Below are 26,064 nucleotides of genomic sequence, written 5' to 3'. Positions count from 1 at the left end.
CGCAAGCCGCCCGTTCGGGCCAGCGAGCCGAAGGCCCAGGTACGCGAGCCGTCCGCCCAGGTACGCAACCCGACGCTTCCGGTACGCGAGCCGACCGTCCGGGTGCGCGAGCCGACCATCCGGGTACGCAAGCCGACGGCCCGGGTACGAGTGTCGTCCGGTTGGGTGCGCGTGTCGTCCATCCACGGGCGCGTGTCGCTCGCCGCAACCGTCGGCGGGGCTCGGCACGAGGCCGCGGAAGGCGCGACCGGTGGTCGCGCCGGCCGAGTCCACTCGGGACGGTCAGCCGAGGTCGGCGTTGTCCCGCAGCCGCCGGAGCGTCAGGGCCAGGTGGAGGCGGAAGCGGCCGGCCGGCGAGTCGACCTCGAAGCCCAGCACCGACTCCGCGCGGGCCAGCCGCGCCGGCATCGTGCTGTGGTGGCGGTGCAGTGCCGCAGCCGCTTTGCGGGCCGAGCCCGTTGCGCACAACGCGTCCAGCGCCGCCACCGTGTCCGCGCCGTGGGGTTCGGCCGCCAGGCGGTCGAGCGCGCGGACGTCGGCCAGTTCCGCGAGTTCCGGCGGCGTCAGCTTGTCCGCGAGCGCACCCAGCGCGCCGAGCCGTTCCCACCGCACCACCGGCTCGGCCGCCGAGGTGAAGCGCAGCGCCGTCCGGGCGGCCGCCCACGAACGGGCGACGTCGATGGCCGGTCCGTCCGGGCCGACGCCCGCGCGGGCGCCCTCCGGCAGCGACGCGACCTCGCCCGGCAGCAGGACCGCCCGCACCCCGCCCAGCCGCGCGGACCGGCCCGCGAGCGCGTCGACCCCGGTGCCCGCGAGCACGCGCAGCCGGGTCGCCGGGCCGAAGCCGAGCAGGTGCAGGGCGCGGGACCGTTCGGCGGTGCCGGTGTCCGCCGACAGCACCAGCTCGACCAGCGCCGGATCCCCGAGCTCCGGCCGCGGCACCCCGGAGTGCTCCAGCAGGATCGCCGCGGCGATGGCGAACCGTTCGAGCAGCATGTCGTCGAGCGGAACGGGCGCGCCGTCCCGCGCCACCCAGACGACCACGCCGCCTTCGAGCGTCCGCGTGGCCGCCCCGACCGGCGCGGCGGCCGGGGTGAGCACGGCACCGCCCGGCGCGGCCCGCAGCGACAAGCCTTGCCCGGGAGCGTGCACCCCGACGGGACAGCCGGCCAGATCCGCGGTGCTGCGCACCAGGACGTCCAGCCCGGCGCGGCCGGTGATCAGGCGGTCGAAGAAACCGATCACCCGCACGGCGTTCTCGGCGTCGGCGTCGAGCCCGGACAGCCGCAGCAGCAGGCCTTTCATCCCGCCACGATAGGCGCGCCGACAGCCTCGAGGCGAGCACCGGCCGCCCCGCCGCCGGGTGGCTGGTTTCCTCCCGTCAACGCCCGCCGCCTGGCGGTGGCCTCCTTCCCTCCTCCCGGCCGATGATCGGGGGCATGACCTACGCGATCGATCCCGAGCTGCTGCCCTGGCTGGACATGCTCCCGGCCGTCACCCTCACCGACCACGACTCCCTCCTGGCCGCGCGCTCCTCGATCGCGCAGCTCGGCCGGATCCTCCCCGCCCACGAACCCGCCAACCCGGTCGAAGTCCGCACCATCGCCGTGCCCGGGCCCTCCGACGCCCCCGATGTCCCGGTCCGCGTCTACACCCCCGCGAACCGGACCGCCGCCGTGCCCGGGCTGCTCTACATCCACGGTGGCGGGTTCGTCATGGGCGATCTCGACACCTTCGACGCGCACGTCCTGCGCCTGGCCGACGAGCTCGGCATCGTGGTCGCCTCGGTCGACTACCGGCTCGCCCCCGAGCACCCGTTCCCGGCGCCCGTCGAAGACTGCTACGCCGCCCTGACCTGGGTGGCCGCCAAGGCGGACGAGCTCGGCATCGATCCCGCGCGCCTGGGCGTGGCCGGCGAAAGCGCCGGCGGTGGCCTCGCCGCCGCGGTCGCGCTGCTGGCCCGTGACCGCGGCGGCCCGCGGCTGTGCTTCCAGTACCTCGGCATCCCCGAACTCGACGACCGCCTCGACACCCCGTCGATGCGCGACTACACCGACACGCCGGTCTGGCACCGGCCGAACGCCATCCACAGCTGGACCAGCTACCTCGGCACCGAACCGGGCGGCCCCGACGTCTCGCCGTACGCCGCCCCGGCGCGGGCCACCGACCTCGCCGGGCTGCCGCCCGCCTTCGTGACGACCTGCCAGTTCGATCCGCTCCGCGACGAAGGCATCGCCTACGCGCAGCGCCTCGCCCACGCCGGCGTCCCCGTCGAACTGCGCCTCTACCCGGGCACCTTCCACGGCTCGAGCATGGTCGAGACGGCGGAGGTCTCCCGCCGGATGTTCGCCGACGAGCTGGACGCGCTGCGGCGGGGACTCGGCTGAGGTCAGGGCACGACCTCGGTGACCGTGTCCTTCACGACCTGCCACCGGGCGTGCTCCCGCACCAGCGTCAGGCTGATCGTGTAGTGCCGGTCGATGCCGTGCGACGGCTCGAGGTAGTGCGCGTCGAGGATCGCGAACCCCATCTTGCAGTCCTCGACGACGGTGTGTGTCACCGTCCACGGCATCGAATACTCGTAGGGCACCTTGAACTGCTCCAGCACCGGGTTCACGTTCGCGTCGTACCCGATGTACAGGTTGCCCCGGCGGCCCACGGTGACCATGTCGCGGTGGATGATCGCGCGGTAGCGGGCGGCGTCGCGCTTGTTGTAGCTGTCCATGTCCTCCCAGACGGCGTGGTCGAACGCCCGCCGGCACTGCTCGCCCGCCTGGTCGCCTGCCGCCGCGGCCGGCGGGCCGAGCACCGTCGCCACCAGTGCCGTGCCCAGCGCCGCGTAACCCCACTTGCGCATCTGCTGTCCCTCCGTCGTTCCGGCCCCCGACGCTGCCCGGGCGGTGCATCACAGCTGCATCACTTCCGCACCGGCGCCGCCGGGCGGGTGGCTAACCTCGGCCGCGGGGTGAGTGATGGAGTTCCGCGTCCTGGGTCCGGTGCGAGTGCTCGGCGGCGGGCGGCCGATCGCGCCGTCCGGGCCGCGCCAGGGACGCATCCTGGCCGCGTTACTGCTCGGCGCCGGCCGGGTGGTGCCGGTGTCCCGCCTGGTCGACGTCGTGTGGGACGGCGAGCCGCCGGCGACCGCGGTCCGGCAGGTCCGCAACCTCACCACCGCGCTGCGCCGCACGCTCGTCGCGGCCGGTGCCGGTGAGGACGTCCTCACCGCCGAAGGCCCCGGTTTCGCGCTGCGGCCGGGCGAGTTCGACCTCGACAGGTTCGAGGACCTCGCCGCCCGCGGCGAGTACCGGGCGGCACTGGCCTGCTGGCGGGGTCCGGCGCTCGCCGGCGTGGACAGCGCCGCGCTGCGCCCGGACGCCGGGCGGCTGGCGGAGCGCCGGCTGGCCGTACTGGAGCAGTGCCTGGCCGCGGAGGTCGACGCCGGGGACGGGGACGCCGTCGCCGAGCTGACCGCGCTGGTCGCCGAGCACCCGCTGCGCGAAGGCCTGGTCGGGCTGCTCATGCGGGCACTGCACCGGGCGGGACGGCAGGCCGATGCCATCGACGTCTACCAGCGCGCGAAGCGGCGCCTGGCCGACGAGCTCGGGATCGCGCCGGGCGCGCCGCTGCGGGCGTCCTACGAGCAGCTGCTGCACGACGAACCCGCGCCGGGCCGGTGCTTCCTGCCCTACGACGTCCCGGACTTCACCGGCCGCGCGGCCGACATCGCGGCGGCCGTAACGGCCCTGCGCACCGGGCGGCCGGTGGTGGTCGACGGGATGGCCGGGGTCGGGAAGACGGCCTTCGCGGTCCGCGTCGCGCACCTGGCCGCCCGGGACTTCCCGGACGGGCAGTTGTTCGTGGACCTGCACGGCCACACGCCGGGCCGCGACCCGCTGCCGGCCGGAGCCGCGCTGGCCGCCCTGTTGATGCAGACCGGCGTGCCGGCGAGCCGCCAGCCGGACGGGCTCGACGAGCGCGCCGCGCTGTGGCGCTCACGGGTGGCCGGGCGGCGGCTGCTCGTCGTGCTGGACAACGCCCGCTCGGCGAGCCAGGTGGTGCCGCTGCTGCCGGGCGGCGCGGGCGCCGGGGTGCTGGTGACCGGTCGTCGCCGGCTCGCCGCGGTGGACGGCGCGCTCGCCCTGTCCCTCGACGTCCTGCCACCGCCGGAAGCCGAAGCCCTCTTCGCCGCGGCCGCCGGGGGACGGCCGGGTGCCGCGGTCGCGCGGCTGTGCGGGTACCTGCCGCTGGCCCTGCGGATCGCCGCCGCCCGGCTGTCGGCTCGTCCACTGTGGACGGTGGAAGACCTGGTGACGCGGCTGGGCTCCGAACGGCGCCGGCTGGGGGAGCTGCGCGCGGGCGGCCGGGACGTCGCGGCGGCGTTCGCGCTGTCCTACCGCGACCTCACGCCACCGCAGCGGCGGATGTTCCGTGCGCTGGGCTGCCACCCGGGCGGCGATTTCACGGCCGCCGCGGCGGCCGCGTCGGCCGGCACGGGACTCGCGGAGGCCGAGCGGCTGCTCGAAGACCTGCTCGACGCGCACCTGCTCCGGCAGCCCGCCCCGGACCGCTACGGCTTCCACGACCTGATCGCCGAGCACGCGCGGGCGGTGGCGGAGCCGGGTGAGACCGAGGCGGCGCTGACCCGGCTGCTGGACCACTACCGCGACGGCGAGTACTCCTTCGCCGCCGAGCGGGCCAACCTGGTCGCCGTCACCACGCTGGAAGGCCACGACGAGCACGCCTGGCGCATCGCCGACCGCGCGGTGGCCGCGTTGCGGGAGCAGGGCCACCGCGACGAGCTGACCGCGCTGGCTCGCGCGGGCGCCCGGGCCGCGGACCGGCTGGGTGACCCGCACGCCCGGCAGCTCGGCCTCGCCAACCTGACGACCGCGCACTGGGAAACCGGGCGGCTGGCCGAGGCGGTGGAGACGACGGCGGAGCGGCTGAGGCTGGTCCGCGCCTCCGGCGACCGTACGGCGGAAGCGGCGGCGCTCGCCCGGATGGGCGCGGTGCACGGCATGCTGGGCCGCTACGCCGACGCGGTCCGGCTGTACCGCCAGGCGCTGGTGCTGGCCGGCGAAACGGGCAGCCACGACGTCGCGTGCACGGCCTGGGGCAACCTCAGCAACGCCCAGGAGGTGCTCGGCCGGTACGAAGAGGCACTCACGTCGGCGGCGCGGGCCCGGGCGATCCGCGAGGAACTCGGTGATGCGCACGGGGCGATCCTGGCGAGCGCGCAGCTGGGCCTGGTGCAGGCACGGCTCGGCCGCCTCGCGGAGGCCAGGGCGACGGCGGAGAGGGCGGTGTGCGCGGCGGTCGAGGCGGACTACGCGTTCGGGGAGGCGTGGAGCCGGATCGACGCGGCCGAAGTCCTGCTGGCCGACGGCCGCCCGGCGGAGGCCCACGCGCACGCGGAACGGGCCTGCGCGATCCTCGCCCGGTTGAACCACCCGCTGCTGCTCACGATGGCGGCCAACAGCCTGGGCGCCTCGGCCCACGCGACGGGCGACCCGTGTGCGGCCGTGTCGGCGTACGGCGTGGCCCTGACGACGGCACGCCGGATCGGCTACCGGGCCCAGGAGGCGCGGGCGTTGCTGGGGCTGGGCGCGGCCGAGGCTGCGCTGGGGCGGCAGGCGGAGGCGGACCGGAACCTGCGGGCGGGACGTGCGGTGCAGGAGGAGATCGGCTGGGCGGAAGCCGCGCTGTCCTGACCGGCATTCCGGTCGGGAGACAGGAATGCCGGTCGGGCCCGCTCGTGCGGCGGTGGTCGGACAGCCAGGCCACGCGGGCGCAAGTACGGCAGCGGCCGGAGCGCTCGGTCCGACCGGCCGGGCTCGGGTGGGCCTGCGCAGGCCCACCCGACCGGACTCAGTCCGCCGGACCCACGTCGATCAGCACCTTCCCGGTGATCCCGTCCTCCGACGCCGCGTGGGCCTTCGCCGTCTCCTCCAGCGGGAACCGGTGGATCGGCACCCCGCGCTCTTCGCCGACCCCCAGCGCGCCGTCCGCCAGTGCCGCGGTGATGTCCTCGGCGCCCGCGCGGAGCTTGTCCTCGCCCACCGTGTACAGCACCAGGAACTGGTAGCGGGCGTTGAGGAACAGGTTCGCGCCGAAGTCCAGCGTCACCGTCCCGGTACCGCGGTCGTCGCCGTAGGTGGCGACCGTGCCGCGGGGGCGCAGGACCTCCGTGTGCAGCTGGGCGTTGACCCCCATCGCGACCTCGACCACCAGGTCGACCCCGTCCGGGGCGATCGCGCGGATCCGCTCGCCCAGCGCGGGGTCCGGGTACCGCAGCACGTGGTCGGCGCCCGCCGCACGGGCCAGTGCTTCCTTCTCGTCGCTGCTGACCGTGGCGATCACCGTCGCCCCGGCCCAGCGGGCGAGCTGGATGGCCGCGTTGCCGACCGCGCCGGCGCCGCCGCTGACCAGGACCGTGCGGCCGGCCAGCGCGCCGGGGGAGAGGCGGGACGGCCCGTCCTCGGCGACGGTGAGCGCGCGGTGCGCGGTCAGCGCCGGGATGCCGAGCCCGGCACCGTCGTCGAAGCCGGCGCCTTCGGGCAGCTTGACCAGCTTCGAGACCGGCAGCACGGTGTACTCCTGCGCGGTGCCGGACTCCGGCCGGTACGCGGCGGCGATGACCGTCCACACCCGGTCGCCCGGCTCGAACCCGGTCACGTCGGGGCCGACCGCGTCGACGACGCCCGCGCCGTCCTGGTTGGGTACCGTCTCCGGGACCTCGGCTCCCGGCTCGGCGCGGAGACCGCTGCGTGCTTTCCAGTCCGTGGGGTTGACCGCGGACACCACGATCCGCACCCGCACCTCACCCGGCCCCGGGTCCGCGACGGCCCGCTCCGACAGCTCCAGCACCTCGGGTCCGCCGTGGCGGCGGTAGACGACAGCTTTCATGTCCGGTGCAACCCGCGTGCGGCGCGGGATATTCCCGGCAGCAGCGGAAATGCGCAACGGGAAATCGTTTTTCGGTCCCGGAAAGCAAGAAATTCGGGCGCGGGTGATCCCCCGGGCGGGCGATTTTCGGGGTCGGCCCCGGCGCAATCGGCGGTCGTCGCAGAAACTGGGCGCGTGGGAGAGGAAAAGCGCAACCCGGGGAAGAGCGGCCGAAGCGGGATGATGTCGAGCCGACGCCGATCTTCGACGCCGTGTTCAGCGCGACGCGCGCCAAGGCGAATACGCCGAATCCGCCGCGGGAGCCGGACAAAAGCGGTCGGTGAGCGAACGTGCAGCACGTCGTTCGACGTCCGCGACGAACCTGTAGCATCTCCGGTGCCCGAGCACCCGTGGCCGAGGAGTGAGCCGTGGCCGGCGTCGTCGACCGCCTGATCGCCGCCGAGTACGCGGCGGGAGCGTCGATCTCCGAGCTCGCCGAGCGCTGGGGGATCGACCCCCGGCAGGTCGTCGAGCGGATCTCGGCCGCCACCCGCCCCTGACCGGGCTCAGATCGCCCGTTCCCCCTTGCCCAGCACGACGATGCCGCCCTCGCTGACGTGGTAGTGCCCGCGGTCGCGGGCCAGGTCGACGCCGATGTGCGCCCCGGCCGGGACCACGACGTTCTTGTCCAGGATGGCCCGCCGCACCACCGCGCCGCGGCCGACCCGGGCCCCGTCGAGCAGGACCGAGCCCTGCACCACCGCGCCCTGCTCGACGATGACGTCGGGGGAGAGCACCGAGTCGACGACCTGGGCCCCGGAGATGATGCAGCCGTTGCTCACGATCGACTGGTTCGCCGAGCCGCCCTCGACGAACTTCGCCGCCGCCCGCTGGCCGGGGTGGGCCAGGATCGGCCACCGCCGGTTGTAGAGGTTGAAGATGGGGTGCGTCGAAATCAGGTCCGTGTGCGCGTCGTAGTAGCTGTCGATGGTACCGACGTCGCGCCAGTAACCGTGGTCGCGTTCGGTTTCGCCGGGTACGACATTGGTGTTGAAGTCGTAGACCGCCGCCTCACCCGATTTGACCAGCGCCGGGATGATGTCCCGCCCCATGTCGTGGTGCGAAGCGGCGTTTTCGGCGTCGGCGTAGAGCGCTTCCAGCATCACCTTGGTGGTGAAGATGTAGTTGCCCATCGACACGTACGCCTCTTCGGGCGAGTCCGGCAGGCCCGGCGGGTCCGCGGGCTTCTCCATGAACGCGTCGATCAGCAGCCCGTCGGTGGTCCGGATGACCCCGAACGAGCTCGCCTCCTTCCGCGGGACGCGGATGCCGGCGACGGTGACCCCCGCCCCGGAGGCGACGTGCGCCTCCAGCATCTGCCGGGGGTCCATCCGGTAGATGTTGTCCGCGCCGAACACCGCGATGTACTCGGGGTTCTCGTCGTGGACCAGGTTGAGGCTCTGGTGGATGGCGTCGGCGCTGCCCTGGTACCAGCGCGGGCCCAGCCGCTGCTGCGCGGGCACCGGCGTCACGTACTCGCCGGTCAGCGAGGACAGCCGCCAGGTCGTCGAGATGTGCCGGTCGAGCGAGTGCGACTTGTACTGCGTCAGCACGCACAGCCGCCGGATGCCGCCGTGCACGAGGTTGGAGAGCACGAAGTCGATCAGCCGGTGCGTGCCGCCGAAGGGCACCGCCGGTTTCGCCCGGTCCGCCGTCAGCGGCATCAGGCGCTTGCCCTCCCCGCCCGCGAGCACGATGCCCAGGACATGGCATTCGCTGTTCACAGCGACCTCCCGCACGCCTCGTAGAGGGCGACCGTCCGCTCGGCGATCGCCTTCCAGCCGAACTCGCCGACCGCACGTTCGCGGCCGGCGGTGCCCATCGCGGCGGCACGGTCCCCGGCGCCGACCACTTCGTTCAGCGCGGCGGCCAGACCCGCCTCGAACCCCTGCGGGTCCTGCTCGTCGTAGTGCACCAGCAGCCCGGTCCGGCCGTCGTCGACGACCTCGGGGATCCCGCCGACGTCGCTGGCCACCACCGGCGTGCCGCACGCCATCGCCTCGAGGTTCACGATGCCGAGCGGCTCGTAGACCGACGGGCAGGCGAACACCGCGGCGTGGGTGAGCAGCTGCACGACCTCGTCGCGCGGGAGCATCTCCGGGATCCAGCGCACGCCGGTGCGGGTCTTCTCCAGCTCGGCGACCAGCCCGCGGAACTCGGCGTCGAGCTCGGGGGTGTCGGCGCCGCCCGCGCACAGCACCAGCTGGACGCCGGGGTCGAGCGAAGCGCCGGCCCGCACGAGGTGCGGGACGCCCTTCTGCCGGGTGATCCGGCCGACGAACAGCACGTACGGCCGGTCCGGGTCGATCCCGTGCTTGACCAGGGCCTCGGTGCCGGGGTCCGGCCGGTACAGCGTGGTGTCGATGCCGTTGTGGATCACGTGCACGCGCTCCGGCGGCACGTCGGGGTAGGCGGCCAGGACGTCCCGGCGCATCCCGCCGCTGACGGCGATGATCGCGTCCGCGGCCTCGTACGCCTCGCGCTCGATCCACGACGACACGCGGTAGCCGCCGCCGAGCTGCTCGGCCTTCCACGGCCGCAGCGGCTCCAGCGAGTGCGCGGTCACGACGTGCGGGATGCCGTGCGTCATCTTCGCCAGGTGCCCGGCGAGGTTCGCGTACCAGGTGTGGCTGTGCGCGAGGTCGTGGCCGTCGAGCGCGTTCGCCATCGAGACGGCGATGTCCATGGTGGTGAACGCGGGCTGGCGGTACCCGTGGGGATCCGTGTGCCCGGTGGCGTCCGCGCGGTCGGCACCCCAGCAGTGCACGTCGAGATCGACCAGCGATCGCAACTCCCGGGCGAGGAACTCCACGTGGACCCCGGCGCCGCCGTAGACCTCCGGCGGGTATTCGCGGGTGAGCAGGCCGACCTTCATGATGCGAACCCTATGGCCTCGACGGCCTGCGGCGCAGTCTGGCGGACAGGGGAATTCCGCGAGTTCTCCGTCACGGCCCGGTGATCACCGGGAGAGCGGTGGCCCGGCGTGCGCCGGACCACCGCCGGAGATCAGTCGCCGGAGATCAGTGCCGGTACCGCAGGGCCCACTCCTCCCCGCAGTACCAGCAGGTGCCGACGGAGACGGCCCCGCTGTCGACTTCCTCCCAGCCGTCGACGCGCACGCGGTACGAGCCGGCCGGGACGGTCCCGAACGCCACGTGCCCCTGCGCGTCGGACACGGCCGTCGCGGCGACCGAGCCGTCCACCCGGTCGACCGGCTCGACCGCGGTGCCGGTGATCGCCTCGCCCGCGTCGACCGTGTAGTCGGCGTCGTCGTCGTGGTAGAGCACGCCGGCGGTGGTGCCCGGCGGGGCGGGCACGCGGGCGAAGACGTCGACCTCGGGCCGCCCGTCCAGCGGGCCGGGGTCGATCCCGAAGTTGCCGGCGAGGTGGAAGCCGCCGTGGGTGGTGGCGCCCGGGGCACGGTGCCGGTTTCGGTGAACGTCCGCGTCTCGCCCGCGGCCAGGTCGCCGCTCCCGGAGTCGAGCCCGCGGAACCGCTCGTGCGGGGCGCCGCCGTTCCGGCTCCAGACGGCCGCGGCGATGGTGGACGTCCGGGTCGAGCGTCACGCCCGCCTGCGGGCTGCCGCCGAGGCCCGCCCGGTCCTGGATCGAAATCCACGACCCGGACAGGTGCTCGTCCCAGAGCTCGGCGACCAGCCGGGCCTCGGCGCCTGCCGACGCGATGACGATCAGCGACGGCCCATCGGCTGATCCCCTGGAACGGCCAGGCCGGTGGTGAGCACGGCAATGGCGCAGAAAACTGCGATCACCGTCAAGCTGACGAAGGCGGAGCAGGCGGACCAGGGCTGACGGGGTGATCATGCCACGGCTGCCGTGGACGGACGGTCACGCCCGACCGGCGTCGCCGCAGCCGGCCGAGGCCCGGCCCGAGACGGCCGCGCGGGCGGTGCCGGGCTCGGGGTGCAGCGGAAGCAGCCGGTCCAGGCCGAGCAGCTGCAGCGGCCGCGTCACCGCGGTCTCGCCGGCGGCGATGGCGTACGGCACGTTCCGGGCGGCGGCCTCCCGGTAGGCCTCGACCAGCACGCTGAAGACGGTCGAATCGCAGAAGCTCGTGTCGGTGAGGTCCGCGATGACGCCGCGGGCGCCGGCGCGGATGGGGCCCAGCAGGGAGTCCCGCAGGGCTTGTGCGTGGTGCAGGTCCAGTTCGCCCGCGCAGCGGACGGTCACGACCCCGTCGTCCGTCGTGACGGCCGGGCCGACGGTCGGGTGGTCGGTCATCGGTTCTCTCCTCCTCGGGCGCCCACCCACGGGGTACCCGCCACGGCGCAAGATCATCCACACCGCGGCTGCGACATCCGAGCGAATCCGATGCACAACCGTTGCGCAGCGGTATAACGTCATCCGGGTACGGGTTCCGCGCCCGTCGCCGGCCGCGGCGGTTGCCACGCCGCGCGCCGGCCGGATCCGGCTGACGCGGGCCGGATCACCGGCGCCGGGCGGCGCCGGAGGGGACGCGGCAGGCCATCGCCCGGCCGCCGCGTCCCCGCCGCGGCCCCCGTGTCCGCGCCCGTGCGGCCGCCTCTCCTCGCTAGACTTCGACAATTCGCGTCCGCGAGGCGAAGGGGCAAGGTGGAACCCGACAAGGACACGCCGTCCGTCGCCGGTGCCTGGGCGCCCGGCAAGGTGGCGGAGCTGCTCGGGGTGTCGCCGGTGACACTGCGCAGCTGGAGCGCGCGGTACGGGATCGGCCCGCCCGCCGGTGCCGGCCGCCACCGCCGCTACTCCGACGCCGACGTGCGCCGCCTGCAGCACATGCAGCGGCTCGTCGCGCGCGGATGCCGGTGCGGGAGGCCGCCGAGGCGGCCTTCGACCGCGCCTCGGCCGGGCTCGAGGTGCCGGCGTCGCGGCGCGCCCGCGAGCTCACCGACGCCGCCGAAGAGCTGCGGTACGCCTCCGTGGCCGGTCTGCTGGACGAGACACTGGGCACCCTGGGCCCGGCGGCGGCCTGGACCGACGTGCTGGCGCCGGTTCTGCGCGGCCTTGGCGACCGCTGGCAGCGCGGTGACACGTGCTTCGCGTCGGAGTGGGCGCTGACGTCGGAGATCTCGCTGGCCTTCGAGCGCTTCAGCCGCCGGTTCCCGGAGGCGGTCCCGGGCCGCCCGGTGCTGCTGGCGTGCTGCCCGGCGGAGCGGCACTCGCTGCCGATCGAGGCGCTGCGGGCCACCCTGGCCGAGGCGGCGGTCCCGGTGGCGTACCTGGGCCAGCTGGTCCCGGCGGAGACGGTCGCGGACCTGGCCGCCCGCCTCGACCCGGTGCTGGTGGTGCTGTGGTCGATGGCGCCGACCACGGCCGACGACCTGCTGGCGGCGCGGATCCGGGCACTGGGCCGCGAGGTCGGCACGGCCGGACCGGGCTGGGCGCACCTGGGGGACCGGGGCTTCCGGTGGGTGAACGACCTGGCGTCGGCGATGGAGCTGGCCGTGGCGCACGCCCAGGCCTGAGGCTCAGTTCAGCTCGCCCAGCACCCGCTTCAGCTCCGGCACCACCTCGTCGCCCAGCCGCTCGAACTCGCGCTTCAGCAGCGGGCCGGCCAGCTTCGCCAGGCCGTGGAACTCGATCGTCGCGCGGTAGCGGACCGTCGTGCCGTCCGGGCCGGCCGAGAGCGTGAAGTCGTCGGTCGAGGTGGCCGTCTTGTTCTCGCCGACGAACGTCACCTTCCCCGGCTCGCGGCGGGTCAGCCGGTAGTCCAGTTCCGTCTTCCGGCCGCGGAACTCCGACACGTTGTGCCACTGGGCGCCCACCGTGATCGGCCCCGGATCGGTGCGGGTGCACGAGATCGTGCCCGGGTCCCAGTCCTCCGTGTGCGCGAAGTCGGCCAGGTACTCCGCCACCGCCCCGATCGGTGTGCCCACCGTGACCGTCCGCTCGACCTGCACCATGTTCGCCTCCCGAATCGCTGCAACTGCGTTGCAATTCTAGGGTGCGCCGGTCACCGGAGCACGGTGAGACATCGATGTCAATCTTCCGAATTCTTGTCCTCCTTGTCTTCTTGACCCTGTCGCCGGTCGCGGCGGAAGCTTCCTGGCAACGTTGTCACCCCCACGGCGCCCCGCCCCGCCAGGTCCCGGTTGCCGCCCGAAGAACGGAGTCCGCATGGCGGAGGAGAACGAGCGCGCGGAGGTGGCCGCGGTGTCCCGGCGGCACGTCCTGACCGCGGGGACCGGGCTGCTCGCCGGGTTCGGCCTCGCGGCCGTCCTGCCCGGGACGGCGGCGGCCGCGCCGGCCGCGCCCGAGAGCCGCCGGAGCGATCTCGCCCTGTTCCGGCCGGTCCAGGTCTCCTCGACCGACTACGCCGCCACCCCGGCCGAGTTCGCCGTCGACGGGCTCGCCGAGGTCGGCGTCCGCGGCTCCGGCTGGCGGGCCGCCCAGGGCGACGGCCAGTGGATCGTCGTGGACCTGCAGGCCTCCTGCGCCATCGAATCGGTCGTGCTGACCTTCGAAGCCCGGCCCGGCGACCCGGCCTTCGACGCCGGCGCCTCCCGCTCCCGCACCAGCGGCTTCGAGGTCCAGTCCAGCTACGCGACGGCGTTCGACCTCGACGTCTCCGGCGACGGCAAGGCCTGGCGCACGGTGCACCACACCGACGCCGGCACCGGCGGTGTCGTCACCATCCCGGTGGCCGTCACGGCGCGCTGGGTCCGCTTCACCGCGAGCCGCCGCTCGACGGGCAACCCGCTGGGCCTCAACGGCTTCCAGGTCTTCGGCACCAGCCGGGAAGCCCGCCCCGCCGTCCGCGGCTGGACCAGCTTCCCGGTGCGCCCGCACGACGACCCGCCCGCACTCGCCGTGGCGGCCGACGGCACCGTGCCGCTCGAATCCGGCTGGGTGCTCACCATGGACGACTGGGCGCCCACCGGCGACGGCACGGCCCTCTCGGGGACCACTGTGGACACCCGCGGCTGGCTCCCGGCGACCGTCCCCGGCACCGTGCTGGCCTCGCTCGTCGAGCAGGGACAGCTGCCCGACCCGGTGTCCGGGATGAACAACCTGCACGTCCCGGAAGCGCTCTCCCGCCACGCGTGGTGGTACCGCCGCCGCTTCGCGCTCCCGCGCGGCCTGGACACCTCGCCGGGGCGGCACGTCTGGCTGGAGTTCGACGGCGTCAACCACGAGGCGCGGATCTGGCTCAACGGGGCCGAGATCGCCACGCAGAGCCACCCGTTCGGCCGCGGCGTCCACGACGTCACCGCCGCGCTCCGCCGCACCGGGGACCAGGTACTGGCCGTGAAGATCTCACCCATGCCGCGGCCCGGCAGCCCCGGCGACAAGGGGGCGAACGGCAGTTCCTGGGTCGACGCGGGCGGCACGATGTTCGACAACTCGCCGACCTACCTCGCCGTCTCCGGCTGGGACTGGATGCCCGCGGTGCGCGACCGCGCGTCCGGTCTCTGGGACCACGTCCGCCTGCGCTCCACCGGCGCCGCCGTGCTCGGCGACGTCCGCGTCGACACGAAGGTGCCGGACGGGAAGACCGCCTTGGTGACGCTGACCGTCCCGGTCCGCAACGCGGCCCCCACCGCCCAGCGCGTCAAGGTCACCGCCGCGTTCGGCCCGGTGAGCGTGTCGAGCACGGTCACCGTCCCGGCCGGGCGGACCACCGACGTCGGGTTCCCCCAACAGCGGGTCGAGAACGCGAAGCTGTGGTGGCCCAACGGCTACGGCGACCCGGACCTGTACGACCTGACGCTGACCGCGGCGATCGGCGCGGCCACGAGCGACCGCCGGACGGTCCGGATCGGCCTGCGCGAGATCGGCTACCGCTACGACCTGCCGATCGTCATCGCCGACAGCCGGGCCACCCAGACCGTCGAGCTCGGGCCGCAGAACGCCCGGTTCGTCCGCATGCAAGGGCTCCGGCGCGCCACCAGCTGGGGCTTCTCGCTCTGGACGATGGCCGTGCTGAACGGCTCCGGCCCCGACCTGGCCCAGGGCAAGCCGTCGGCGTCGCAGTCGGTGGCCGACGGCAACCCGCCCGAGCGAGCCTTCGACGGCGACCCGAACACGCGCTGGACTTCCGAGTACAGCGACAACCAGTGGCTGCAGGTCGACCTCGGCGCCCCGACGGCGTTCGACCGCGTCGTGCTGACCTGGGAGACCGCCTACGCGGCGACGTTCAAGATCCAGGTGTCGCAGGACGGCGACACCTGGACCGACGCCGCGTCGGTCGACAACAGCCCGAAGCCGCTCACGTTCCTGGTGAACGGCGTCAAGATCTTCGCCCGCGGCGGCAGCTGGGGCTGGGACGAGCTGCTGCGCCGGATGCCGGCCGAGCGCGCCGACGCCGTCGTCGCGATGCACCGGGACATGAACTTCACGCTGATCCGCAACTGGGTCGGCTCCTCGTACCGGCCGGAGCTGTTCGACGCCTGCGACAAGTACGGCATCCTGCTGTGGAACGAGTTCTGGGACGGCTGGTCGACCGACCCGGCCAACCACGACGTCTTCCTGGCCCAGGCGCAGGACACCGTGCTGCGCTACCGCCACCACGCCTGCGCGACCGTCTGGTTCGGCTGCAACGAGGGCACCCCGCCGGCGGTGATCGACAACGCGCTGCGCGAGATCGTCCACTCCAACACCGACCTGCTTTACCAGGGCAACTCGGCGGGTGGTGTGATCACCGGCGACGGTCCCTACTACTGGCAGGACCCGAAGCGGTACTTCACCGGCGAGGCGACCGGCGGCAAGTACGGGTTCTGGAGCGAGATCGGCCTGCCGACGGTCTCGGTCGTCGAAAGCATGCGCAACCTGGTCGGCGCCGGTGACCCCGGCTGGCCGATCGGGGCACCGTGGTTCCTGCACGACTGGTCCACCAACGGCAACCAGTCCCCGCAGAGCTACCTGGCGGCGATCGACGCCCGGCTGGCGCCGTCGACGAGCCTGGCCGAGTTCTGCCGCAAGGCGCAGTTCGTCAACTACGAGAGTATGCGCGCGATCTTCGAGGCGTGGAACGCGAAACTGTGGTCCGACGCCACCGGCGTGCTGCTGTGGATGTCGCACCCGGCGTGGCACAGCACGGTGTGGCAGACCTACGACTACGACCTCGACGTCAACGGCAGCTACTACGGTGCGCGCAAGGGCTGCGAGGCCCGGCACGTCCAGGCCGACCTGACGACGTGGCAGGTGCGGGTGGTCAACCACACGCCGGGCGCGCTGACCGGCGTGACCGCGACCGCGCGCCTGTTCTCCCTGGAAGGCGCGTCACTCGGCGCGCCGGTGCAGCAGCAGCTCGACGTCGCCCCGGATGCGGCCGCGGCCGCGTTCACGGTCCCGTTCGCCGACGGCCTGCCGGACCTGCACCTGCTCCGGCTGACCTTGACGGACGGCCGTGGCACGGTCCTGTCGGAGAACACGTACTGGCGGTACCGGACGGACACGGCGATGCGGGCCCTCAACCAGCTCCCGGGCGCGCGCCTGACGACGTCGCTGAGTCCCGACGGCGACGCCTACACCGCGACGGTCCGCAACGACGGGCGGACGGTGGCGGCGATGATCCGGTTGTCGCTGCGGGAGAAGAACGGCACCGACCGGGTGCTGCCGACCCGCTACGGCGACAACTACTTCTGGCTGCTGCCGGGCGAAAGCCGCACGGTCCGCGTCGAGCCGCGGCGGCGGGTGCCCCACGCGAAACTGCTGGTGGAGGCGTACAACGTGGCCGCGAAGCTGATCTAGCGGGAATTCGTAGCCCGCGACCAACGCGGGAGCTGAATTCGTCGGCCGCGACGAACTACGCTGGTCACGTCCCGCCTAGCTTCGGGAGGTGCTCGTTTCCGTGAACCTGCGCCCGCGGGCCGGCCTCGGCCGCGTCCTCGACGACCTGGGCGGCACGCTGCTGGACCTCGTGCTCGGCGACGGCGAACGCCAGGGCGGCATCGGTGGCGTCGCCATCCACGATCCGCTGGACGAACCCGCGCTGCCGCAGAACGCCCTGGTACTGGGGGTCGGCCTCGCCGAACCGGACGAGATCGTCCGGCAGCTGCGGACGCTGGCCCGCCACGACGCCGCCGGGCTCGTCCTGCGCGCCCCGGTCACGGTGACCCCGGCCATCGCCGCCGCCGTCGAGGAGACCGGTGTCGCGGTGCTGGGGCTGGCCCGGGGCGCGTCCTGGGCGCAGCTCGCCGCGATGCTGCGGTCGCTGCTGGCCGAGGGCGACGTCGGCGACGCGCAGCCGGAGACCCTCGCCGGGCTGCCGTCGGGCGACCTGTTCGCGGTGGCCAACGCGATCGCCGCGCTGATCGACGCGCCCGTCACCATCGAAGACCGGCGCTCGCGCGTGCTCGCGTTCTCCGGACGACAGGACGAAGCCGACCCGTCGCGCGTCGAGACCATCCTGGGCCGTCAGGTGCCCGAGCGGTTCGCCCGGATGCTGGCCGAGCGCGGGGTGTTCACCGAGCTCTACCGCAGCGACCAGCCGGTGTACGTCGACCGCCCGCCGGAAAGCCCCGACGGGTTCATGGTGCCGCGGGTCGCCGTCGCGGTCCGGGCGGGTGACGAGATCCTCGGCTCGATCTGGGCCGCGGTGACCCAGCCGCTCACGCCGGACCGGACGCGGGCCCTGCGCGACGCGGCCAGCCTGGTGGCCTTGCACCTGCTGCGCATCCGGGCCGGCGCCGACGTCGAGCGGCGGCTGCGCGCGGACCTGCTGAGCACCGCGCTCGAAGGCGGGGCCGCCGCGCGCGAGGCGCTGAGCCGGCTCGGCCTGGCCGACCAGCCGGTCGTCGTGCTGGCGCTCGCCGTGGTCGGGACCGGTGCGGCCGACGCCGAGCTCGCCGCCGACCGGCAGCGGCTCAGCGACGGGCTGGCGATGCACCTGAGTGCGGTCCACCCCCGGTGCGCGGCGGCGCTCGTCGGCGACACGGCGTACGGCCTGGTGCCGGTGACCCGGGACACCGACGCCGAGCAGCGCGCCCTCCGGATCGCCCGCGACTTCCTGGACCGGGTCGGCGACCGCGTCCGGGCGGTGGTCGGCATCGGCCCGGTGGCGCGCAGCGCGGCCGACCTGCCGGAAGCCCGCGGCAGCGCGGACCGGGCGTTGCGCGTGCTGCGCGCGGGCAGCGGCGCCGGCCGCCGGGTCGCGCTGCTGGCCGACGTCCACGTCGAGGCCCTGCTGCTGGAGCTGCAGGACCTGGTCGCCGCGCGAGGGGACCGCCCGACCGGCGTGGTGGCCCGCCTGCTCGCCTACGACGCCCAGCACCAGGCCCACCTCGTCGAGACCCTCCGAGCCTGGCTCGACGCCTTCGGTGACGTCATCGCCGCCTCGGCCGCGGTCCACGTCCACCCCAACACGTTCCGCTACCGCCTCCGCCGCCTCGCCGAGGTGGGCGGCTTCGACATGACGGACCCGGAGGCGAGGTTCGCGGCCATGCTCCAGCTCCGCGTCGTGGCCCCACCACCCACCTGACGCCCGTGCGGAACCAGGCATCACGCGTGTCCGGAAGGGACACACGCGTGATCAGCGGGGCATCGGACGCGATGCCCGCCCAATCACGCGTGATGCCCCGCCAGTCACGCGTGATGCCTCTCCGGTCACGCGAGGGCTGCGGAAATTGCGTTGGCGGCGGGGGCGGTCGTCACCACTCTTCCCCGGAACTCGCCTGCCGCGTCGAACGAAGGGAGCCGGCCGTGCGTCACGCCGTCGTCTCCCGTCCGCGGTCCGAGGTGATCCTGCCGGCCCGCCACCCGGTCAGCCGCGGGGGAGGGACGCCACCCCGGCCAGCAGCCGGTCCACGTCGTCCTCGGTCGTGTACGGGGCGATGCCCGCCCGGACCGCCCCGGTGTCGCCCAGCCCCAGGTGCCGCGAACACTCCAGCGCGTAGAAACTGCCCGCCGGCGCGTTCACCCCCAGCGCGCCGAGGTGCTCGTACACCGCCTGCGACGGAACACCGTCGACGGAGAACAGCACCGTCGGTGTCCGCCGCCGCCCCGGTGCCCGTACCGCGTGACTCCCGGCAGCGCGGCCAAGCCACCGTCGAGCCGCGTCAGCAGCGCGTCTTCGTGCGCCTCCAGCTCCGCCATCGACGCCGCCAGCCGCGACCGGCGGGCCCCGGTCCCCGGCACGAGCCCGGCGAGGAAGCCGATCGCCGCCGTCGTGCCCGCCAGCAGCTCGTACGGCAGCGTGCCCAGCTCGAACCGCTCCGGGACCGCGTTGGTCGACGGCAGCAGCTTGTCCGGGTGCAGCGTCTCGAGCAGCGACGGCGCCGCCGCCACCACGCCCAGGTGCGGCCCGAGGAACTTGTACGGCGAGCACGCGTAGAAATCGGCCCCGAGCTCCGTGAGGTCGACCAGGGCGTGCGGGGTCAGGTGGACGCCGTCGACGTACAGCAGCGCGCCCGCCCGGTGCACCTCGGCCGCGATCGCCGGGATGTCCGGGCGGGTACCGAGCAGGTTCGACGCCGCCGTCACCGCGACCAGCCGGGTGCGCTCCGACAGCAGCCCGGCGACCGGGGCGAGTTCGCCGGTGGCCGGGTCGAAGTCGAGCCAGCGGACGGTCGCGCCGGCCGCGGCCGCGGCCTGGACCCAGGGCCGGATGTTGGCGTCGTGGTCGAGGCGGGTCACCACCACCTCGTCGCCGGGGCCCCACTTCTGGGCCAGCGTCCGGGAGAAGTCGTACGTCAGCTGCGTCATGCTGCGGCCGAAGACGACACCCGCCGGGTCGGCGGCGAGCAGGTCGGCGACGGCGAGCCGGGCTTCGGCGACGACCTCGCTCGCCCGGCGCTCGGCGGCGGTGACGACGCCGCGGTTGGCGATCGCCGCGCACAGCGTCCCGGCCACCGCGTCCCCGACCACGCGGGGGACCTGCGAGCCGCCCGGTCCGTCGAAGTGGGCGGCGCCGCCGTCGAGGGCCGGGAACTGCGCTCGAATGGTCTGAACGTCGTAGGTCACGGCGCCAGCATGCCCAACGCCGGCCACCCGCCTCAAGATCCCCGCGGCGGACGGCGGCGGGCGGCGCCGAACGGCCGGGACGTCAGCGGTTGCGGGGGTGCTGCCGGGCCCGGCGCTCGTTGCCGTGCTTGTAGTTGCCGGTCACCCGGGCCATCAGCAGCTGCTGGTCGTCACCCCGCGCCACCGCGGCCAGGAACCGCGCGGCCGCGGCCCCGCGCAGGGTGCCCGCCGGACGGCCGTGGTGGGTGATGGTCACGGTGCCGCGCTCGTCGCGGTAGGCGAAGCCCTGCGGTGTCCCCATGGGCTCAGGGTGGCACGGGCGGCAACCGGTTTTCCCGGGGCCGGATCGGGGGTTTCCCGGATGGTGCCCGGGCGGGGACCCGACAGAATGCCAGGATGACCGGAGGGGGAGCAGGGGTGCGGGCCAGACCGGGAACCGGGTACGTGCTGCTCGGCGCACAGCTGCTCGTGCTGGTGGCGCTGCTCGTGTCGTACAACGGCGGCCGCTGGCGGTTCCCGGCCTACCGCGTCGACCTGGACGTCTACCGGCTCGGCTCGACGGCGGTGCTGCACGGCCAGGCCCTCTACGGCACGCTGCCGCCGACCGGCGACGGCCAGTTCCTGCTCTTCACCTACCCGCCGTTCGCGGCGATCCTGCTGACCCCGCTGGCCGTGCTGCCGTACTGGGCCGCCTGCCTCGCGCTCACCCTGCTCACGCTCGGGGTGCTGGTCTTGGTCCTGGTGGCGGTGCTGCGCGCGTTCGGCGCGCGGTGCGACTGGCCGCGCGTGGTGGTGCTGCTCCTGGCCGCGGAGGCCTTGGAGCCGGTGCTGCGCACGCTGTACGCCGGGCAGATCGATCTCCTGCTGCTGGCGTTGGTGGTGCTGGACGTCCTGGTGGACCACCCCCGCCGGCCGCGTGGCCTGCTGATCGGGCTCGCCGCGGCGATCAAGCTGACCCCGGCGGTGTTCCTGCTGTACCTGCTCCTGCGCCGCGACACGCGGGCCGCGGTGACCGCCGTGGTGACGTTCCTGGCCGCGACGGCGGTGGGCTTCCTGCTCGCCGGTGCGGACTCGGTGCGGTACTGGACGAGCGCGCTCTGGGACACCGGCCGCGTGGGCGAGCCGACCTACGCCGGCGACCAGTCGCTGCTCGGGCTGCTGGCCAGGGCCGGGGTGCCGGTCCAGGCGCGGACGGCGTGGTGGCTGCCGCTGGTGGCGGTGGTGCTCGTGCTGACCGTGTGGGGGTGCGGCGCGCGCTGAACGCGGGGGAGCCGACGGTCGCGCTCGGCCTGAACGCCGTCGGCGGGCTGCTGGTCTCGCCGATCTCGTGGACCCACCACTGGGTGTGGGCCGTGGTCGTCCTGCTCGGCTGGGCGGAGCTGGCCCGCCGGACGCGGCGGCGCGGGTTCGCCCTCCTGGCCGGGACGGGCGTGGTGCTCTTCGTCGCGGGGCCGCAGTGGTGGTGGCCGCGGGGCGGGGAGGTGGAACGGAACTGGACCTTCGTCGAGCAGCTCACCGGCAACGGCTATGTCCTTTTCGGACTCGCGGTGCTGCTCACCGCGGTGCTGGCGCGGTTCCCGCGGCGGGAGGACAACCTCGTCAGCGTGGCCGGGCCGGCCCGCGCCGGAGCCAGCCCGCGCCCAGGATGAGCATGGCCGTGCCGATGGCCAGGTCGAGGCAGATGCCGGCGGTGTTCATCGGCAGCACGTCGGAGACCGCCCGCGGCAGCGGGAGCAGCCCGGCGAACCCGACCACGACGTAGCAGGCACCGGCGGCGACCAGGAACCGCGCGGCCCAGCGCGAGGAGCGGGTGCAGAACACCGCGGCGGCGCCGGTCAGCAGGTGCACCAGCGTCCACACCCCGGACACGGCCAGCACGCCGAACAGCACGCGCGGCCCGCTGCCGCCCGGGACCCCGGCCATCAGCTCCAGCGCGGCGAGGACGAGGAACAACAGGCCGATCAGCATGCCCATGCCCTGCACGGGGGCGGGACCCCGCCGGGGCGCCCGGGTCTCGGGTTCGGTGGCCGTCATGCTTCCGGGGTTCCCCGCCCGAACCCTTTTAATGCACTGCATTCGGGGTATCCGGGCACGATCCGGACCGCCGAGGAGGACTGCCACGATGACCGAATACCGCCACACCGCGACCGCCGACATCCCCGCCGACGAGCTGTTCGCCTTCCTGAGCCACCCGGAGAACCTGCCCCGGTACTTCCCGGAGATGAAGGTCGCCGAGCCGCAGGGCGGCGACACCGTGCACGTCGAGGCCGAGGTGCACGGCAACCGCGTCGCGAGCGAGGCGTGGCTGCACACCGACGCCGCGACCCGGTCGCTGCAGTGGGGCGCGGAGGGCCCCGACGACTACCACGGCGAACTGCGCATCCGCGAGGACGGCCCGGCGTCCTCCGAGATCACCGTGACGCTGCACAGCGTCCGCGAAGCCGACGGCGGCGAGGTCCAGCAGGGCCTCGAGCGGACGGTCGCGGCGATGACGCACGCCGCGAGCGCCGACGCCGACGTCGAGGCGGCCGAAGGCCAGGGCGGCTGGACCTCCTACGACGACAAGAGGGACACGTCGAGCTGAGGCGGGAACGGCCCGTAGGCGTTGGCGCGGGCGCCGCGGGCGCGCACGGCCGGCACCGCGAACAGGTACTTGAGCAGCTTCGGCGGCGCAGCCCCGCGGCCTCGCGCCCGAGCGGCGGCCGCCCGCCGCTCGACCCGCACCTGGTCGGCCTGCACGCGCTCGATCGCGCGGATCCGGTCGGCCTGGACGCCCGCCAGGTCGGCGGGCGTGACGCCGCCGCGGCGGAAGGCGGGGATCAGCCGGTTCGCCGCGGCGACGGCGTCCTGGACCGCCATCAGGATGCCGTTGCCGCCGACCGGGGAGATGACGTGCGCGGCGTCGCCGAGCAGCAGCAGGCCCGGCCGGGACCAGCGGTCCACCCGCGAGATGTCGACCGACAGCAGCGTGGTCTGCGAGAAGTCCGTGAGCAGGTGGGCCCGGTCGGCCAGCCACGGCACGCGCTCGCGCACGAAGGCGCGGATCGGCTCGACCCCGCGTTCGCGCAACGCCGGGTACGCGCCCTTCTCGATGCTGTAGCCGACCTGCCAGTCGCGGACGCCGCCGAGGACGCCGACGTAGGCGTCACGGCCGAAGTAGAGGTCGAGGTCCGCGTCCGGCGGGTCGCCGGGGGTGCGGGGCAGCCGGAACCAGAGCAGGTCGGTGGTCGCGCCGAGTGGCCGCGCGTCGAGCCCGGCCAGGCGCCGGACCGTGGAGAACCGGCCGTCGGCCCCGACGACGACGTCCGCGGTGAGCTCGCCGCCGCGGTGGCGGACGCCGGTCACCGTGCCGTGGCCGTCTTCGAGCAGCCCGGTCACCTTGGCGCCGGTCCGCAGGGTGAACGTCGGCAGCTCGCCGGCCCGCTCGGCGAGGAAGTCGAGGAACCGCACCTGGGGCATCAGGGCGACGTAGCCGAACGGCGTCCGGAGGCGGTCGTAGTCGGCGGCGCGGTAGACGCCGTCCGGGGTGTGGAAGCGGAACGAGCGCGCCTTGAAGTGGTCGAGTTCGAGCAGGTCACGGGCCAGGCCCAGGCGGTCGAGCAGTTCGAGGGTGTAGGGGTGCAGGGAGTCGCCGCGGAAGTCGCGGTCGAAGTCCGCCCGCGACTCCAGCACCGTGACGTCGATCCCGGCGCGGGCCAGGAGGTAGCCGAGCAGCAGCCCGCCGGGCCCGCCACCGGCGATCGCGACGCTCACGGCGTGTCCGTGGTCAGCCGGAACACGGCCATGCCGGGCAGGTGTTCGAGGATCTGCTCAGGTGTCGCGTCCTGGGGAACCGGGAAGGCCCGGATCGCCCACGGCACCGACATCGCGGCCAGGTAGGCGGCGACCACCGCGGCGGCTTCCTCGCCGCCGATCTCGTCGGCCCGCCGGTCCTCGCGGCGGCCGTCGGACAGCAGCGCGCACTCCGGCGTGGCCAGGAGGTTCTCGACCCAGTCCCGGTCACGGACGGGGGAGACGAGGTAGTGCCGGCCCTCGCGCGCCACCACGGCGAGCGGTACCCGCCGCGGCTCACCGGTGCGGCGCCCGCGCGTCTCGACGACGCGCAGCGCGTACCCGCCTTCCGGGGGCGCTTCGGCGGGGGCGTCGATCAGCTTGGCGGTCATTTCGGCGTTCATCGCTCGGACGTCCACGGGCTCCACGGTAGCAAAACTAGCTAGATTGTCTAGCTAACTTAAAATGACCCGGTGGAAGACAGTCCCGTCGCGCTCCGCGTGAACCTCGCCCTGCGCGAGCTGCTCGCGCAGGCCCACGACGTCCAGATCGCGTTGGCCCGCCGCCTCGGCCTGGGTGCGACCGACGTCCAGGCACTGCAGCACCTGGCGACGGGCACCCCGATGGGCACGGTCGACCTCGCGCACGCGCTGAAGATCCGCTCGGCATCGGCGACGGTGCTGGTCGACCGCCTGGAAGCGGCCGGGCACGTGCGCCGGGACCCGCACCCGCGCGACGGACGGCGGGTCACCCTGGTCGTGAGCGAGGCGGCGCGGGCCGAGGTCCGGGCGGCGCTGGCCCCGCTGGTCGACGCCATCACCCGGTTGACGGACGGCTTGGCACCGGGACACGCCGAGGTGGTGGCGCGGTTCCTCGGCGACGCCACGGAGGTCCTCCGTGCTTACGCTGCGGAGTCGCCGGAAGCGGGTTAGCGTTCCGCGCATGCGAGACGAGCCCGCGCTGTGGCTGTTCGCCGACCAGCTCGGGCCGCACTTCCACAGCACGCCCGAGCACCGCGAACGCGACGTGCTGCTGATCCGGTCGGCCGCGGCCTTCGCCGCGAAACCCTTTCACCGGCAGAAGCTGCACCTGGTCCAGGCCGCCCTGTACCGGCTCGAAGCCGACCTCGGTGACCGCGTCACGCTGATCGACGCGCCCGACTACCGCACCGGCCTGCGCCGGTTCGGGCGGCGGGTCGTGGTGCACGAGCCGAGCTCGCACGCGGCCGATGCCTTCGTCCGGCGGCTGCGGGACGAAGGCATCGTCACGGAAATCCTGCCCACGCCCGGTTTCGTGCTGTCCAAAGCGGACTTCGCCACCTGGGCGGCCGGGCGCAAGCGGTTCGTCATGGAGGACTTCTACCGCGACCAGCGCCGGAAGTTCGGCGTCCTCCTCGAAGCCGACGGCGAACCCGAAGGCGGGCACTGGAACTACGACCACGACAACCGGCAGCCGCCGCCGAAGACCACGCGGCTCGGCGTCCCCGCTCCCTGGCACCCGCGGGAGAACGAGATCGACGACCGGGTCCGCGCCGAACTCGACGCGGCCGAGCAGGCCGGACGGATCCACCCCGTCGGCGTCGACGGGCCACGGCAGTTCGCCGTCGGGTACGACGAGGCGAACCGGGCGCTGCGGCGCTTCCTCGACCACCGGCTGCCCTCCTTCGGCCCGCACCAGGACGCGATGCTCACCCACGACTGGGCGATGGCACACGCACTGCTGTCGGTCCCGCTGAACCTCGGGCTGCTCGACCCGCGTGACGTCGTGCGCCGCGCCGAAGACCGGTACCGGGCGGGGAAGGCGCCGCTGAGCAGCGTCGAAGGGTTCGTGCGGCAGGTGCTCGGCTGGCGGGAATGGGTGTGGCACCTCTACTGGCACCAGGGGCCGGGCTACCTGCGCCGCAACGCGCTGCGGGCCCACCGCGAACTGCCCGGCTGGTGGCGGACGCTGGACGCCGACGCGGTCGAGGCCGCCTGCCTGCGCACCGCGCTGGCCGGGGTCCGCGACCGCGGCTACGCCCACCACATCGAACGCCTCATGGTGCTCGGCAACCACGGGCTGCAGCGCGGGTACGACCCGGCCGCGCTCACCCGCTGGTTCGCCACGGCCTTCGTCGACGGCTTCCCGTGGGTGATGCCGGCCAACGTGATCGGCATGAGCCAGTACGCCGACGGCGGCCTCGTCGCGACCAAGCCGTACGCCGCCGGGGGCGCCTACGTCAACCGGATGAGTGACCACTGCGGCGGCTGCGTCTTCGACCCGAAGAAGCGGACGGGGCCCGATGCGTGCCCGTTCACCGCGGGGTACTGGGCGTTCCTCGACCGCAACGCCGAGCGCCTGCGCGGCAACCACCGGATGCGGCAGCCCCTCAGCGGCCTCGGCCGCCTGGCGGACCGTGCCGAGGTCGTGGCCCAAGAGGCGCAGCGCGAGCAGTTCTGATCGTATAACG

Annotated in this window: 22 protein-coding genes and 2 pseudogenes; 11 read left to right on the top strand and 13 right to left on the bottom strand. The window is 74.1% G+C overall.

Annotation, left to right across the window (positions count from 1 at the left end; all coding sequences use genetic code 11):
* Positions 1 to 282: 282 nt before the first annotated feature.
* Positions 283 to 1,305 (bottom strand): helix-turn-helix domain-containing protein, encoded by a 1,023-nt coding sequence (locus HUT10_RS03410; RefSeq protein ID WP_176169813.1) that lies wholly within the window; start codon positions 1,303 to 1,305, stop codon positions 283 to 285.
* A gap of 134 nt (positions 1,306 to 1,439) precedes the next feature.
* On the opposite strand from HUT10_RS03410, the gene HUT10_RS03405 reads away from it, so the two are divergent.
* The gene (locus HUT10_RS03405) at positions 1,440 to 2,387 is read left to right on the top strand and encodes an alpha/beta hydrolase (protein WP_176169812.1); all 948 of its coding nucleotides are present in this window, start codon (positions 1,440 to 1,442) and stop codon (positions 2,385 to 2,387) included.
* Between the two features lie 2 nt (positions 2,388 to 2,389).
* Here HUT10_RS03405 and HUT10_RS03400 read toward each other — a convergent pair whose 3' ends face one another.
* Positions 2,390 to 2,857, bottom strand: a complete 468-nt coding sequence (locus HUT10_RS03400; RefSeq protein ID WP_176169811.1) for a hypothetical protein — start codon at positions 2,855 to 2,857, stop codon at positions 2,390 to 2,392.
* Positions 2,858 to 2,972: 115 nt separating this feature from the next.
* Between HUT10_RS03400 and HUT10_RS03395 the strand changes: the two genes are divergently transcribed.
* Complete coding sequence (locus HUT10_RS03395) at positions 2,973 to 5,711, top strand: BTAD domain-containing putative transcriptional regulator (RefSeq protein WP_176169810.1); 2,739 nt, start codon at positions 2,973 to 2,975, stop codon at positions 5,709 to 5,711.
* Positions 5,712 to 5,868: 157 nt separating this feature from the next.
* Here HUT10_RS03395 and HUT10_RS03390 read toward each other — a convergent pair whose 3' ends face one another.
* Positions 5,869 to 6,906 (bottom strand): NADPH:quinone reductase, encoded by a 1,038-nt coding sequence (locus tag HUT10_RS03390; protein ID WP_176169809.1) that lies wholly within the window; start codon positions 6,904 to 6,906, stop codon positions 5,869 to 5,871.
* Between the two features lie 407 nt (positions 6,907 to 7,313).
* Between HUT10_RS03390 and HUT10_RS51760 the strand changes: the two genes are divergently transcribed.
* Positions 7,314 to 7,445, top strand: a complete 132-nt coding sequence (locus tag HUT10_RS51760; RefSeq protein WP_303246938.1) for a hypothetical protein — start codon at positions 7,314 to 7,316, stop codon at positions 7,443 to 7,445.
* Between the two features lie 6 nt (positions 7,446 to 7,451).
* On the opposite strand, the gene glgC is transcribed toward HUT10_RS51760, so the two are convergent.
* From glgC to HUT10_RS03370, 4 genes are all read right to left on the bottom strand, one after another.
* Positions 7,452 to 8,669, bottom strand: coding sequence for a glucose-1-phosphate adenylyltransferase (gene glgC / locus HUT10_RS03385; RefSeq protein ID WP_176169808.1), 1,218 nt, complete (start codon positions 8,667 to 8,669; stop codon positions 7,452 to 7,454).
* A complete protein-coding gene (gene glgA, locus HUT10_RS03380; protein ID WP_176169807.1) occupies positions 8,666 to 9,820 on the bottom strand; it encodes a glycogen synthase in 1,155 nt (384 codons plus the stop codon). Before glgA ends, glgC begins: the two co-directional genes overlap by 4 nt.
* A 145-nt stretch (positions 9,821 to 9,965) precedes the next feature.
* Positions 9,966 to 10,766, bottom strand: coding sequence for a carboxypeptidase-like regulatory domain-containing protein (locus HUT10_RS03375; protein WP_254896656.1), 801 nt, complete (start codon positions 10,764 to 10,766; stop codon positions 9,966 to 9,968).
* Positions 10,767 to 10,790: 24 nt separating this feature from the next.
* Positions 10,791 to 11,183, bottom strand: coding sequence for an STAS domain-containing protein (locus HUT10_RS03370; protein WP_176169806.1), 393 nt, complete (start codon positions 11,181 to 11,183; stop codon positions 10,791 to 10,793).
* Positions 11,184 to 11,534: 351 nt separating this feature from the next.
* On the opposite strand from HUT10_RS03370, the pseudogene HUT10_RS03365 reads away from it, so the two are divergent.
* Positions 11,535 to 12,406: pseudogene (locus HUT10_RS03365) on the top strand (MerR family transcriptional regulator).
* A 3-nt stretch (positions 12,407 to 12,409) separates the two neighbouring features.
* On the opposite strand, the gene HUT10_RS03360 reads toward HUT10_RS03365, so the two are convergent.
* Entirely contained in the window at positions 12,410 to 12,844 is a 435-nt protein-coding gene (locus HUT10_RS03360) for an SRPBCC family protein (RefSeq protein ID WP_176169805.1), read from the bottom strand.
* Between the two features lie 214 nt (positions 12,845 to 13,058).
* On the opposite strand from HUT10_RS03360, the gene HUT10_RS03355 reads away from it, so the two are divergent.
* Both HUT10_RS03355 and HUT10_RS03350 read left to right on the top strand, forming a co-directional pair.
* Positions 13,059 to 16,634, top strand: coding sequence for a discoidin domain-containing protein (locus HUT10_RS03355; protein ID WP_176169804.1), 3,576 nt, complete (start codon positions 13,059 to 13,061; stop codon positions 16,632 to 16,634).
* Between the two features lie 88 nt (positions 16,635 to 16,722).
* Positions 16,723 to 18,363 carry a CdaR family transcriptional regulator gene (locus HUT10_RS03350; protein WP_254896655.1) on the top strand — a complete coding sequence of 547 codons (1,641 nt, stop codon included), beginning with the start codon at positions 16,723 to 16,725 and terminating at the stop codon, positions 18,361 to 18,363.
* A 282-nt stretch (positions 18,364 to 18,645) separates the two neighbouring features.
* Here HUT10_RS03350 and HUT10_RS03345 read toward each other — a convergent pair.
* Positions 18,646 to 19,844: pseudogene (locus HUT10_RS03345) on the bottom strand (cysteine desulfurase-like protein).
* A gap of 82 nt (positions 19,845 to 19,926) precedes the next feature.
* A complete protein-coding gene (locus HUT10_RS03340) occupies positions 19,927 to 20,145 on the bottom strand; it encodes a hypothetical protein (RefSeq protein WP_176169803.1) in 219 nt (72 codons plus the stop codon).
* A gap of 116 nt (positions 20,146 to 20,261) precedes the next feature.
* Between HUT10_RS03340 and HUT10_RS03335 the strand changes: the two genes are divergently transcribed.
* Together HUT10_RS03335 and HUT10_RS50435 are read left to right on the top strand one after the other, a co-directional pair.
* On the top strand, positions 20,262 to 21,104 hold the full coding sequence (locus HUT10_RS03335) for a glycosyltransferase 87 family protein (RefSeq protein WP_254896654.1): 843 nt from the start codon (positions 20,262 to 20,264) through the stop codon (positions 21,102 to 21,104).
* A complete protein-coding gene (locus HUT10_RS50435) occupies positions 21,089 to 21,493 on the top strand; it encodes a hypothetical protein (RefSeq protein ID WP_254896653.1) in 405 nt (134 codons plus the stop codon). The genes HUT10_RS03335 and HUT10_RS50435 overlap by 16 nt, the downstream gene beginning before the upstream one ends.
* Here the strand turns inward: HUT10_RS50435 and HUT10_RS03330 are convergent.
* The gene (locus HUT10_RS03330) at positions 21,444 to 21,878 is read right to left on the bottom strand and encodes a DUF4383 domain-containing protein (RefSeq protein WP_254896652.1); all 435 of its coding nucleotides are present in this window, start codon (positions 21,876 to 21,878) and stop codon (positions 21,444 to 21,446) included. The two genes, HUT10_RS50435 and HUT10_RS03330, sit on opposite strands and share 50 nt — an antisense overlap.
* A gap of 88 nt (positions 21,879 to 21,966) precedes the next feature.
* On the opposite strand from HUT10_RS03330, the gene HUT10_RS03325 reads away from it, so the two are divergent.
* The gene (locus HUT10_RS03325) at positions 21,967 to 22,428 is read left to right on the top strand and encodes an SRPBCC family protein (protein WP_176169802.1); all 462 of its coding nucleotides are present in this window, start codon (positions 21,967 to 21,969) and stop codon (positions 22,426 to 22,428) included.
* Here the strand turns inward: HUT10_RS03325 and HUT10_RS03320 are convergent.
* Together HUT10_RS03320 and HUT10_RS03315 are read right to left on the bottom strand one after the other, a co-directional pair.
* Complete coding sequence (locus HUT10_RS03320; RefSeq protein ID WP_176169801.1) at positions 22,398 to 23,597, bottom strand: FAD-dependent oxidoreductase; 1,200 nt, start codon at positions 23,595 to 23,597, stop codon at positions 22,398 to 22,400. The genes HUT10_RS03325 and HUT10_RS03320 overlap by 31 nt on opposite strands.
* Positions 23,594 to 24,034, bottom strand: coding sequence for a nitroreductase family deazaflavin-dependent oxidoreductase (locus HUT10_RS03315; RefSeq protein ID WP_254896651.1), 441 nt, complete (start codon positions 24,032 to 24,034; stop codon positions 23,594 to 23,596). Before HUT10_RS03315 ends, HUT10_RS03320 begins: the two co-directional genes overlap by 4 nt.
* A 54-nt stretch (positions 24,035 to 24,088) precedes the next feature.
* Between HUT10_RS03315 and HUT10_RS03310 the strand changes: the two genes are divergently transcribed.
* Positions 24,089 to 24,547, top strand: a complete 459-nt coding sequence (locus tag HUT10_RS03310) for a MarR family winged helix-turn-helix transcriptional regulator (protein WP_176169800.1) — start codon at positions 24,089 to 24,091, stop codon at positions 24,545 to 24,547.
* Positions 24,548 to 24,557: 10 nt separating this feature from the next.
* Positions 24,558 to 26,054 carry a cryptochrome/photolyase family protein gene (locus HUT10_RS03305; protein ID WP_176169799.1) on the top strand — a complete coding sequence of 499 codons (1,497 nt, stop codon included), beginning with the start codon at positions 24,558 to 24,560 and terminating at the stop codon, positions 26,052 to 26,054.
* Positions 26,055 to 26,064: the final 10 nt, after the last annotated feature.

The organism is Amycolatopsis sp. Hca4, assembly GCF_013364075.1.
GTDB lineage: Bacteria > Actinomycetota > Actinomycetes > Mycobacteriales > Pseudonocardiaceae > Amycolatopsis.
This window is presented reverse-complemented; position numbering and strand designations above follow the sequence as displayed.